General features: G+C 35.4%; 13 protein-coding genes. 6 read left to right on the top strand and 7 right to left on the bottom strand.

The annotated features are described in order from the left end of the window. Positions 1-118 precede the first annotated feature (118 nt). Together ACIQ2X_RS08125 and ACIQ2X_RS08130 are read right to left on the bottom strand one after the other, a co-directional pair. The gene (locus ACIQ2X_RS08125; RefSeq protein ID WP_396178427.1) at positions 119-403 is read right to left on the bottom strand and encodes a GNAT family N-acetyltransferase; all 285 of its coding nucleotides are present in this window, start codon (positions 401-403) and stop codon (positions 119-121) included. Positions 404-410: 7 nt separating this feature from the next. After that, positions 411-1,127, bottom strand: a complete 717-nt coding sequence (locus ACIQ2X_RS08130; protein WP_396178439.1) for a pirin family protein — start codon at positions 1,125-1,127, stop codon at positions 411-413. A 135-nt stretch (positions 1,128-1,262) separates the two neighbouring features. On the opposite strand from ACIQ2X_RS08130, the gene ACIQ2X_RS08135 reads away from it, so the two are divergent. Next, entirely contained in the window at positions 1,263-2,201 is a 939-nt protein-coding gene (locus tag ACIQ2X_RS08135; protein ID WP_396178428.1) for a T9SS type A sorting domain-containing protein, read from the top strand. A 3-nt stretch (positions 2,202-2,204) separates the two neighbouring features. Here ACIQ2X_RS08135 and ACIQ2X_RS08140 read toward each other — a convergent pair whose 3' ends face one another. Then, a complete protein-coding gene (locus ACIQ2X_RS08140) occupies positions 2,205-2,780 on the bottom strand; it encodes a Crp/Fnr family transcriptional regulator (RefSeq protein WP_396178429.1) in 576 nt (191 codons plus the stop codon). A gap of 37 nt (positions 2,781-2,817) precedes the next feature. Further along, entirely contained in the window at positions 2,818-3,978 is a 1,161-nt protein-coding gene (gene purT / locus ACIQ2X_RS08145; RefSeq protein WP_396178430.1) for a formate-dependent phosphoribosylglycinamide formyltransferase, read from the bottom strand. 176 nt (positions 3,979-4,154) lie between these two features. Between purT and ACIQ2X_RS08150 the strand changes: the two genes are divergently transcribed. Then, positions 4,155-4,535 (top strand): RidA family protein, encoded by a 381-nt coding sequence (locus tag ACIQ2X_RS08150; RefSeq protein WP_396178431.1) that lies wholly within the window; start codon positions 4,155-4,157, stop codon positions 4,533-4,535. Between the two features lie 93 nt (positions 4,536-4,628). Here ACIQ2X_RS08150 and ACIQ2X_RS08155 read toward each other — a convergent pair whose 3' ends face one another. Further along, positions 4,629-5,816, bottom strand: coding sequence for a pyridoxal phosphate-dependent aminotransferase (locus ACIQ2X_RS08155; protein WP_396178432.1), 1,188 nt, complete (start codon positions 5,814-5,816; stop codon positions 4,629-4,631). Positions 5,817-5,844: 28 nt separating this feature from the next. Next, positions 5,845-6,939 carry a fatty acid desaturase family protein gene (locus ACIQ2X_RS08160; protein ID WP_396178433.1) on the bottom strand — a complete coding sequence of 365 codons (1,095 nt, stop codon included), beginning with the start codon at positions 6,937-6,939 and terminating at the stop codon, positions 5,845-5,847. Positions 6,940-7,054: 115 nt separating this feature from the next. On the opposite strand from ACIQ2X_RS08160, the gene rsmG reads away from it, so the two are divergent. Then, complete coding sequence (gene rsmG / locus ACIQ2X_RS08165) at positions 7,055-7,684, top strand: 16S rRNA (guanine(527)-N(7))-methyltransferase RsmG (protein WP_396178434.1); 630 nt, start codon at positions 7,055-7,057, stop codon at positions 7,682-7,684. A gap of 26 nt (positions 7,685-7,710) precedes the next feature. Then, positions 7,711-8,079 (top strand): hypothetical protein, encoded by a 369-nt coding sequence (locus ACIQ2X_RS08170; protein WP_396178435.1) that lies wholly within the window; start codon positions 7,711-7,713, stop codon positions 8,077-8,079. 212 nt (positions 8,080-8,291) lie between these two features. Here ACIQ2X_RS08170 and pruA read toward each other — a convergent pair whose 3' ends face one another. Next, the gene (pruA, locus tag ACIQ2X_RS08175; protein WP_396178436.1) at positions 8,292-9,920 is read right to left on the bottom strand and encodes an L-glutamate gamma-semialdehyde dehydrogenase; all 1,629 of its coding nucleotides are present in this window, start codon (positions 9,918-9,920) and stop codon (positions 8,292-8,294) included. 702 nt (positions 9,921-10,622) lie between these two features. Here pruA and ACIQ2X_RS08180 point away from each other — a divergent pair. Both ACIQ2X_RS08180 and ACIQ2X_RS08185 read left to right on the top strand, forming a co-directional pair. Then, positions 10,623-11,843: a hypothetical protein gene (locus tag ACIQ2X_RS08180; RefSeq protein ID WP_396178437.1), complete on the top strand. Its 1,221-nt coding sequence runs from the start codon at positions 10,623-10,625 to the stop codon at positions 11,841-11,843. Between the two features lie 8 nt (positions 11,844-11,851). Further along, positions 11,852-12,358 carry a hypothetical protein gene (locus ACIQ2X_RS08185; RefSeq protein ID WP_396178438.1) on the top strand — a complete coding sequence of 169 codons (507 nt, stop codon included), beginning with the start codon at positions 11,852-11,854 and terminating at the stop codon, positions 12,356-12,358. Positions 12,359-12,414 lie beyond the last annotated feature (56 nt).

Consider the following 12,414-nt stretch of genomic DNA (forward strand, 5'->3'; position numbering starts at 1 on the left):
CTAAATATACTCTTTTTGGCAATTTAACTTCGCTTTTTATTACTATTTTTATATACAAGTTATTAACAGACAGATTGTTATAACATATTTAAGGAATGACTAATTAAAAATGGCGTTATTACAAAACATCACCATATACTGGGGTTTTGTCAAAAACTTTTTTTACAAAAGGACAAAGCGGAATGATTTTAATGTTTTTTTTTCGAGCAAAAGCAACAGCTTGTTCCACCATCATTTGTCCAAAACCTTTTCCATTGTGTCCTTCATTCACTTCGGTATGATCGATAATAATTTTATCTAATCCTGCAAAAACAAACGTCATTTTTGCTTCCGGTTGATTGTCAATAGTAATATAGAAAAAACCGTTTTTGTCGTTCACTTCTTGTTTTACCTCTGTTTTCATATTCCAATCAATTCAGCATCGGTATTTCCATTACTAAAAATTGGGAAGCTGTATTTGCTTTGATTTCGATTTCGGCAGCATCTATAATTCCAATTGCGTCGCGAGTGGCTAATTTTTCGCCGTCGACTTCAATTTCACCTTTAATATTCATAATGTAAAAGCCGTTTCCTTCTTTTCTTAGTGATAGTTTTTTTGTGAAATTGGCATCAAAATCACTTAAATAAAACCACGCGTCTTGATGAATCCAAACACCTTCGTCTTCTGGATTGGGGGATAATATTTGTGCAAAATCATTTTTTTGCAATGATGGATCTAGAGTAATCTGCTGATATCTTGGGGTTACATTTTGCGTATTTGGAAACAACCAAATTTGAAATAATTTGGTTCTCAAATCAGCATTTGGATTGAATTCCGAATGTTGAATTCCCGTTCCCGCACTCATAACTTGAATGTCGCCGGTTTTGATGGTTTCAGCATTTCCCATATTGTCTTTGTGTGCCAAATCGCCTTCTAGTGGGATTGTGATGATTTCCATATTATCGTGACCATGCGTTCCAAAACCCATTCCGGCGGCAATAGTGTCGTCATTCAAAACTCTTAAAGCTCCAAATTGAACACGATTGGGATTGAACCAACTTGCAAAACTAAAACTATGGTAGGCATTTAACCATCCATGATCGGCATGACCTCGAGAATCTGCGGTATGTATAACTGTATTTTTCATCATTTACTTTTTTTAATTGTATGCATACAAATTTACAGCACTAAAACTTAAATTAACCTTAATGTAGATTAAGAAAATCAGATTCAAAAAGTTATTTGTAAATTTACAATCTACATTAATATTTTGAGTTTGAAAATGAAATTATTCTTTACAACAATTTTTGCTTTGGTAACTATTTCGAATGTTGCCGCACAAGAACTGGGGATGAGTCCACAAAATGTTTTTTTTGATACTCAAAAAGTTGTGCCGTCCAACTATGCTGCTGCTGCAGGAGCCAATTCGTTCGACGGGCCTTTTTCTAGCGGACAAATGACCTACCAATTGATCATAGCCGCTAGTGAGTTATCTGCATTGGTTGGTAAAAATTTAATCTCCATTTCATTCAGAAATCCGGTAAATGCAATCAGTACATGGCCACCAAGCGACATCACACTTATCAACTACGATATTTATTTGGGCAATGCTGTAAATCCAGCAGATCGAACCCTGTTTTTTGCTCAAAATGCGGTAGGATTGCCAATACAAGTTCGATCGGGTAACTTAGTAGTTCCTGCAAATGCGCTTACCATTGGTTCTAATCCCAATAATTTTAGTTATGATATTGATTTTACTACTCCTTATCTTTATTCAGGGGGCAATTTATTGGTTGAAATAAGACACTTTGGGACACAAGGGTCGTTTCGACGAGTGGATGCCGTTGATACAACAGTACCCGGTTATGGAACGCTTTTTAGTGCTTCTTGGTATCCATCCAACACAACAAGTATAAATAGTGCTTTTGAGGACAGTTTTTCGGTTGTAAATTTTAAAGCAACTGATGTATTGAGTACGATGCGTTTTGAAAGTAATGAAACGACTGTTTTTCCAAATCCAACGCGCGGAAATCTAACGATTGAATCGAATGCTAAAATTAAAAGTATAAAAATTTTAAACCTTCTGGGTCAGACGATTGAAGTTAAAGAGTTACATCAAGATAATTTCCATTTGGATTTATCGCAGTACAGTAATGGAACGTATTTACTGACGATTGAAAATGAATTTGGAACAGTAACTAAAAAAGTTTTTAAAAATTAGGATTTATTTTTTCAACAATCGTGCTTTCATTTTGCTAAAGAATTCGGGCGTTACCCCAAGGTAAGAGGCAATTTGCTTTTGAGGTAAGTAGGGGAGAATGGATTGGTGTTTTTTGCTGAACTTATCAAAACGAGCTTCAGCTGAAAAAGTCAAGTTGTCAATCAGTCGCTGTTGATTTGCAACGAGTGAGTTTTCAATTAAAATTCTAAAAAAACGTTCCATCTTTGGGACTTCTGCGTACAGTTTTTCTTGATTTTCTTTGGTTAAAACAATCACTTCGGCATCTTCATTTACTTCAATATAAAGTTGGCCAGGTCGTTGCGAAAGAAAACTATACATGTCGGCAATCCACCATTCCGAACAAGCAAAACTTACCACATGTTCTACGCCATTTTCGTCAATAGTATAGCTTCGCAAAATACCTGTGGTAACAAAATAAGATCTTGTACACACTTCACCTGCTTTAAGTAAAATGGTTTTTGATTTGAAAGTTTCCACTTGCGTTAAAGACAAAACACGTGCTTCTTCTTGTTTGGTTAAAGCAACGTGTTTGGCGACATTTTTAAGTAATAAGTTCATTTTTTAAAGGTAAACAAAAATAAAGAAGGTGTAAACACTATTTCAGTTGCACCAATTTTGCAGCTTCAACGGCTCTTTTAACTACTTCTGCAATTGGCGTTTCTAATGTGTCGTAAGTCAAGGCAACACCCATTCTGCGGTACGGCCGACTGGTTTTTTTGCCAAAAATTCTAAAGTCGGTTTTGGGTAATGCAGCGATTTCTCCCAAGCCGTGATACGCGATTGTTTCAGAGTTCTCGTTGGCTAAAATCACAGCACTTGCACCTGCTTTTTCTAGTTTTATTTCGAATATTGGAAATCCTAAAATGGCCCTAAGATGCAATTCAAATTGGTTAAAATTTTGCGTTCCTGCTAAAGTTACCATTCCTGTATCGTGAGGTCGTGGCGATAATTCGGAGAAATATACGCCGTCATTTGCAATAAAAAATTCTACACCAAAAATTCCTGCACCACCCAATGCTTCGGTTACTTTCTCGGCCATATCTTGGGCTTCGTATAAATCAGCGTCCGATAGTAATGCAGGTTGCCAACTTTCCTGATAATCGCCACGTTCCTGTCGGTGGCCAATTGGAGCACAAAACAAAGTAGGATTATCCCTTTGAGCAACTGTCAAAAGTGTAATTTCTGAATTGAAATTAACAAAAGCTTCTACAATCACTTCCACGACATCGCCACGAGAACCTTCAAGCGCGTATTTCCACGCTTTTTCAATATCCGCTTCAGATTTTATCGTTGATTGTCCTTTTCCAGACGAACTCATCAAAGGTTTCACCACACAAGGTATTCCTACTTTGGTCACTGCTTTTTGCAATTCTTCGGCGGTGGTGGCATATTCGTATTGGGCGGTTTTAAGCCCCAACTCTTTTGCCGCTAAATCCCGGATTGCTTTTCGATTCATCGTAAAATTTGCCGCTTTAGCCGACGGAACAACGTAAATTCCTTGCTTTTCATAATCGTAAAAACGCTCGGTTCGGATGGCCTCAATTTCTGGTACGATGTAATCCGGTTGATGTTTGGCTACAATTCGGTCCAATTCAGCACCATCAAGCATATTGATGACTTCAAATTCATTGGCAACTTGCATGGCTGGTGCATTTTCATAACTGTCCACAGCAATTACCGTTTGACCAATTCGTTGTGCAGCAATGGTAAATTCTTTTCCCAATTCTCCAGAACCCAGTAGTAGTATTTTTGACATTTCGATTGGATTTATTTTTCACAAAGATAAATTTTGTAAAATTAAAACAGGAATTAATTACCAACGAATGAGAATTACATTTGCGTTTTGACGAAAAATAAAAGATTAATTATAGCGATTGAACTATTTATTTGTTGCTATTTTGTGTATCACTAACGACTAAATAAAATTTTTATATGTTCAAAAAAGAATACATTCATCCCAATACAGGTTTCTCTCAAGTTGTGGTTGTAGCAACTGAAAACACAAAAACATTACATATTTCGGGTCAAATTGGCGAAGGAAACGATTTAGAAACGCAAACTATTGCTACATACAAAAATTTAGAAAAATTGCTGCATCAATGTGGCGCTACTTTTAAAGACGTGGTTAAGATGAATACTTATATTGTGAATTTTAATCCTGAAATTGATTTGCCTATTTATAGAAAAGTACGCTTGGGTTTTTTGGGCGAAAGTAATTATCCCGCAAGTACGTTAGTGGGTGTTTCTGTTTTGGGAAATAGAAATTGGCTAATCGAAATTGACGCGACGGTCGTAATTTCTACCAACCAGTAAAGATTTTCGCTGAAATAATTGAAGTAACTCAAAAATGTAAAAACCCCGAAATTTTTTTGATTTCGGGGTTTCTATTTTATATAAAATCTCTATTTATAACAAAGCTTTTTTGATTCGTGTAAAAGCTTCTGTCAACTGTGCTTCACTCGTAGCATATGACAGTCGCAAACAATTTGGATTTCCAAAAGCTTCTCCTGTAACAGAAGCTACATTGGCTTCAGCCAAAAGATACATGGCGAAATCCGTAGCGTCTTTAATTTCGGTTCCGTTCAACGTTTTGCCGAAATAAAAGGAAACGTCTGGGAAAACATAAAATGCACCTTCTGGAACATTCAATTTCATTCCCGGAATATCTTGAATTAATTTTACCACTAAGTCCCTACGATTTTTAAACGCCGAAACCATTTCGTTCAAAACACTGGGGTTTGCATCAACAGCTGCAATGGTAGCTCTTTGAGCAATCGAATTGGCCCCTGAGGTCACTTGCCCTTGCATTTTCGTACAAGCTTTTGCAATAAATTCGGGTGCTCCAATATATCCAATTCTCCAACCAGTCATGGCAAATGCTTTTGCTACGCCATTTACCGTAATCGTCCTGTCAAACATTCCTGGAATCGACGCTATACTGCAAAAAGTTCCAGAGAAATTAATATGTTCGTATATTTCATCAGAAACTACGTAAATCATTTGTTTTTGACGCAAAATTACTTCTGACAACGCAGTCAGGTCTTCGCGATTAAAAACCGAACCACTAGGATTACAAGGCGAACTGTACCAAATCATTTTTGTTTTTGGTGTAATTGCTGCTTCTAATTGTTCAGGTGTTATTTTAAAATCCGTTTCAACGGATGTGGGAACTTCAACTGGAACACCACCTGCCATTTTCACAATTTCGTAATAAGAAACCCAGTAAGGCGCTGGTAAAATCACTTCGTCGCCTTCATTAAGCATAACTTGGGCAATGTTGTACAAAGATTGTTTGGCACCTGTAGAAACCACAATATTTGCGGGAGTATAATCTAAATCATTATCGCGTTTAAATTTCTTACAAATGGCTTGTTTCAAATCTACATATCCATCCACGGGCGAATAGGTACTGTAATTTTCGTCAATTGCTTTTTTCGCCGCTTCTTTAATAAAATCAGGGGTATTGAAATCGGGTTCGCCCAAACTTAAACTGATAATGTCTTTTCCTTGTGCTTTTAAATCCCGTGCCAAAGCGGCCATTGCTAGAGTTTGTGACGTAGCTATTTGATTTATCCGATCTGATAAATGGTCCATAGTTATAATTTGTTTTTGGTTGTAAGTTTTATGCCATTGCTGGCTTTTGTCCCAAGTCCCTCAAATGCTTGAAATGTGCAATTACGGCACCTCTCATCGTTTGAAATTCATGGTAAGGCAAGTTGCATTCTTTTGCGGTTTGTTTTACGATTTCTGCAATTTTTCCGTAATGCACGTGACTGATGTGTGGAAATAGATGGTGTTCTACTTGATGATTTAATCCGCCTGTAAACCAATTTACGATTCTGTTTTTTGGAGCAAAATTTGCGGTAGTATACAACTGGTGAATAGCCCAGGTGTTTTCCATTTCTCCCTCTTCATTCGGTATGGGGTTAGTGGTTTCATCTACCACATGGGCTAACTGAAACACAATGCTCAAAATCAATCCTGCAGTATAATGCATAATGAAAAAGCCCAAAAGCACTTTCCACCAAACGATTCCAATAATGATAGGTAATACTAACCAAAGTGTTACGTAAATGATTTTGGTAATCACTAAAACCGTCCACAATTTCGCCGGATTTTGAGGTTCGCCATACGATAATTTACGTTTTAGATATCCTTTCATTTGCTTCCAATCTGTGGTCAAAGCCCAATTAAATGTCAACAATCCGTATAGAAAAACAGAATAATAATGTTGAAATTTATGAAATTTATACCAAGGTGCTTCTTGTGTAAATCGAATGATTCTTCCGGCATCTAAATCTTCATCATGCCCGTGAATGTTAGTGAAGGTGTGGTGCAAAACATTGTGTTGTACTTGCCAATTGTGTACATTTCCTGCCAATATATAAATGCTTCCACCCATAAACTTGTTGAGCCACGATTTATTCGAATACGAACCGTGATTTCCATCGTGCATTACATTCATTCCTACTCCAGCCATCCCAATTCCGATTACAACAGAAAGCAAAAGCATCACCCAAAATGGCATTGAAATGGTTAAAATTAGAAAATAGGGGGTTAAAAACAACAAAAACATGATCACTGCTTTTAGGTGAAGTTTCCAGTTTCCTGTTTTTTTGATATTATTGTCTTTGAAATAAGCGTTGACTCTAGAATTTAATGTTCGAAAAAACTTCAGACTGTCTTGTTTTGAAAACGTAGGGACGTTGGTATTCATATAGTAATTGAAAAATTATAAAGGAGTTCAAATATAAAAATAATAAAATTGAAAACACATCATAAAGGTTAAATATTTCCTTTTAAAAATAGTTACTTTTGCCAAAAAGTTTAAAATGGATCAAATAAGTTGCTACTTCCCCCATCTGTCTGATATTCAAAAGAAACAGTTTCAAAAATTAGGTGAATTATATCCAGATTGGAATGCCAAAATCAACGTCATTTCAAGGAAAGATATTGACGAATTGTATACCAAACACGTATTGCATTCGTTGGCAATTGCTAAAATTCAAGCTTTTGAACCAGGAACTTATGTTTTGGATGTAGGAACGGGTGGCGGTTTTCCTGGGATTCCATTAGCAATTTTGTTTCCAGAAACACGCTTTTATCTGATTGATGTAATTGCGAAAAAAATAAAAGTGGTGCAAGCGGTTGTGGATGCATTGGAACTAAAAAATGTAAAAACCGAACAAATGCGTGCCGAAAACGTAAAAGGCGATTTTGATTTTATTGTCAGTCGTGCCGTGACTAATATGCCCGACTTTGTTTCGTGGGTAAAAACCAAGATTAAAAAACAAAACAAACACGCACTCAAAAACGGTATTCTTTACCTCAAAGGTGGCGACTTAACCGAAGAATTAAAGGATTTTCCCAGTGCGACGGAATACAATATCGCCGAATTTTTTGAAGATGAGTTTTTCGAAACTAAGAAAGTGGTACATTTGCCTTTGAAATTTAAAGTATAATTTAACATCTTAGCCACTAAATTTTTATGAAAAAGTATTTCTATGTTTTAATTGCATTTATAATATTTTCTTGTGGAGGGTCGGATACATACCAAGGAAAATGGAAAGCTATGGATGCTTCTAAAGCAAAGTTTGACATTGTTTTTTCGACCAAAAGTTTTTCAATAACCGATAGTATTGGAAAAACGAAATCATATAATTACAATCAAAATTCATTTGCATTTGAAAATTCAACTGCAACCTATGGAATTGAACTTGGGGATGGAAGAGCATATGAAATTTATTTTCCAACCAGTAGTAGAGAAGTAGCTTTGATTTTGGACGAAAATAAAAATCAAATGTTTACAATAAGTCGAAAAGACTATATCAATTATGACGATATTTACAAACTTTAAATAATAATTCTAAATCCGATTCAATTGCTGAGTCGGATTTTTTTTCTTGAATTGAAAGTTTTTATAATCAGCAAGTTGAGGAGTATTAAAAATTCTAAATAAAAAAACCGAGCCAACTTAATGACCCGGTCTATAGCTATTCCAATGCTCAAAACTTGACCCGAGGCGAGGCCGAACGGAGCGAAGCTAAACTTTAAACCTGAAACAAAAATTTACTCCCCCAAAAACGGATACCGGTAATCCTCCGGAGTCACAAAAGTTTCCTTAATCGTTCGTGGCGAAACCCATCGCAACAAGTTCAATGCCGATCCTGCTTTGTCGTTGGTTCCTGAAGCTCTAGCACCACCAAAAGGTTGCATTCCTACCACAGCACCCGTAGGTTTGTCGTTGATGTAAAAGTTACCCGCTGCATTTTTCAACGCTTCTGTCGCTTCTGCAATCGCATAACGGTTTTGACTGAAAACCGCACCCGTTAAAGCATATTCTGAAGTTTCGTCAACCAGTTTCAAGGTTTCTGCCCATTTTGCATCTTCGTAAACATAAATGGTGATTACCGGACCAAACAATTCCGTCTCCATCGTGTTGTATTTTGGATTGGTCGTTACGATTACTGTTGGCTCAATAAAGTAGCCTTTTGATTTGTCGTAATTTCCGCCCGCGATAATTTCTGCATCACTGTCTTTTTTCGCTTGGTCAATATAGCTTGCCAATTTGTCAAACGAACCTTCGTGAATAACTGCCGTAATAAAGTTACCAAAATCCTCCGGCGAACCCATTTTCATAGATTTTACATCTTTCAGCAACAATTCTTTCACTTCCGGCCACAAACTCTGCGGAATGTAAGCTCTCGAAGCTGCGGAACATTTTTGTCCTTGGAATTCAAAAGCACCTCGCGAAATTCCCGTAACCACTTGTTTTACATTAGCTGATGGATGTGCCACGATAAAATCTTTTCCACCGGTTTCGCCCACAATTCTTGGGTAGGTTTTGTAGTGATTGATGTTGGTGCCAATCTGTTTCCAAATGTCTTTAAACACATGAGTCGAACCCGTAAAATGCACTCCCGCAAAATCACGACTTGCAAAAACGGTATCGCTGATCATTTGGGCATCGCCAAAAACCACATTAATTACGCCATCCGGAATTCCCGCTTCTTTAAAAATATCAATAATTATTTTTGCCGAAAATACTTGGCTATCACTCGGTTTCCAAATCACCACATTCCCCATCATTGCAGCACTCGCGGGCAAGTTGGCTGCAATAGCTGTAAAATTAAAAGGCGTTATCGCATACACAAAACCTTCCAACGGACGGTATTCCAATCGGTTCCAAACCGACGAATCCGATTTGGGTTGGTCGTTATAAATTTGCGTCATGAACTCCACGTTGAAACGCAAAAAGTCAATCAACTCGCAAGAAGCATCAATTTCTGCCTGATAAATCGTTTTGGATTGTGCAATCATCGTAGCCGCATTAATTCTCGCACGGTACGGTCCCGCAATCAATTCTGCCGCTTTCAAGAAGATAGCCGCTCGTTGTTCCCAAGCCAAGTTGGCCCAAGCATCCTTAGCTTCCAAAGCATTTGCAATCGCTTGCTCCACATGCTTTTTCTCAGCCAAATGATACGTTCCCACCACATGTTTATGGTCGTGAGGCGCCGACATATTTCTAGTATTTCCCGTTCTAATTTCTTCGCTACCAATATAAATTGGCACATCAATGGTCTCATTCCACATGGTTTTATACGCTTCCAAAACCGCTTTTTTCTCCGGACTATTTGGAGCGTATGATTTTACCGGCTCGTTCACCGCTTTCGGAACATGAAAAAATCCTTTTAACATAATATCGTGTTGTTTAAATTATCAATAAAAAAATCTGCCGCAAAGGTACTAAATCCTAATTACATAACCCTATTTTGCGGAAACATCAACATTCTCAGGTAAAAATAAATGACTTCCTCTTTATTCCAAGCTTCCCTCCCGATCGCTATCGGGATTGGAGCGCTTGTTCCGAACTTTTTCGGAAGGTTAGGGGGGGATTTGGAGCGAATCGCTTGAGCTTTTTTAGGTTTCTATGTTCCCGCTTTCCGCAATATCTCCCGAAGAAAAATCGGGAGGATATTTGCTTCAATCGGGGCTAGAGGGAATCTTAAGGAACTTTTGGGATGGCTTGCGACATTGGAACGAATAGATTTTCCGAACCTTCGGGAAAGCAATCTCCTTACATCTTCACCCAAATTTGTCATTGCTTCGCCAGTTCGAGCAGAGCTCTCGTGTCCGTAGGAATCTATTATTGCGTGGGCAAATAATAGTTTTCAACCGAGAAATAAAAATAAAAGAATATATTTGGGAAATGAATGATATGTAAGTTCAAGTTATAAGTGCAACAGATAAATTAATAACAGACCTATTAGAAAATTCAATTATCTTAGTCCAATTGAAACTCTAAATAATAAGTTTGTTGCACTTATGAATTGAACACAGCATATTTGATAATTACATCGTGTTTATGAATTTGGGTAAGTAAATTTAATTTTTAAAATTATGATAGAAAAGAGAATTACTTTTAATTGTAGTGACAATGAATATCCTATTGTTTTAATATCTGAACAGCTTTTGGAGTTTTTGAATACAAAAATTTCTTGTGAAAAGATTTTTTCAAAAATGAATTTACCTTATCAGAAACAGGAATATTTTATATACCAAAAATTTGTGTCCATAATATTACCAGAAAGAAAATTTAAGATTTATGATATAGTTCAAAAAGATTTTAATCACCACAATTATTTTCTTGAAGAATTTGATTTTGAGTATTACGGGAATATTTTGCCTAGAAAACCAAAAAAATTTGAGGTAAGAGTTGAAAAAAAATTAGATTTAGGTTATTCGTCAATTATAATTATATTTTTAATCTCGCTGTTAATTTATTTAAGCTTAAATTTTAATATATTCATAACATTTCTAGTGGTTATAATGATTGCTTTTTTACCAATGCTTGGTTTAAATTTCCCTAAAAAAAGTATTGAATATAAAGAACCTATTGAAGATTCTCGTTATTATGAGTTGTTTAATACTTATTCGCAAGAAGTATTAAGAGTTTTTAAAAAAGTTAGTAGTGAATTTGAAATTATAAGTAAAGAAAATAATAAAATTGCAGAAGAGAACAGAAGTGTCATTGAAGAAATTTTTTTGAAAGAGTGTGTTTTGCCACAAATAATTACTTGCAAAAAAAACAGTAACTCTAACCGAGGTAGAACCGAATTGTTTTTCTTGACTAAACTAGTCAAAGCATTTAATACACAAATCTTAGTTGATGTAGTGCCAGATATTGGTCAAAATCCATTTCATCCTGATTTTGTACTGGTTTGCAAACATACTGGTATTCATATAGACATAGAAATTGATGAGCCTTATTCAGTGAATAATGGCAATCCAATACACCATGACAGAAGTAATGATGAAGAAAGAAATAAATTTTTTTTAGAAATAAATTGGTGCGTTATTCGGTTTTCAGAAAAACAAGTGATTGAAAATAGTGATGAATGCGTTGAATTAATTCAAAATGTCTTGCTTTCTATAAAAGAAAAAAAGCAGAATTTTACTCATAAACTACCTTTGTCTAAAAAATGGAGTTATGAAGAATCGCTTATAATGAGTAACAATAATTATCGCAATTCTTACTTGCCAGATAATATGAAAATAAAAGTAAATTATACCAAACCTAGTAATGAAAGCTCATATGAAATTGATAATTTACCTTTTTAATAATATAAATGATGAGTAATAAAATAAAAGATTTTGAACAACTACATAGCGATTGGAGAAATATATCAATAAATCAATTATCCTTTACAAATAATCTTATTTTGACTTTTTCGGCGGGTTTTTTTATTTATATAATTTCACAAAAAAATTTACCTGATTTTCATATTTCTTTAAACGAAGTTTTCAATTTTTCAAAACTTACGTATGCATTAAGCCTTACTTTTTTAATCTTCTCTCTTATGTACGGGACTGCAACTTTATTTACGAGGTTATACGATTTTAGAATAACAAGAAACATAATTTTTGCGAGGAGTAGAAATAATAATAATTTTAAATATTCTGATTATGAAGATTTTAGCCTTTTTGAGAGGTTAAATGGCTTCTATATAATACTTTTTAAAAAATTACCATTTTTATCTAGAGAAGATGCTAAAAAGGGGAAAGATAATATTGGCTGTGTTCAATTCATAAGTGCAACAAACTTATTATTTAGAGTTTCAATTGGACTAAGATAATTGAATTTTCTAATAGGTCTGTTATTAATTGATAATTCTACTTGTTTAATTTTTTC

The sequence above is a fragment of the Flavobacterium sp. genome, from assembly GCF_044368625.1.
In the GTDB taxonomy this organism is placed as follows: Bacteria; Bacteroidota; Bacteroidia; order Flavobacteriales; family Flavobacteriaceae; genus Flavobacterium.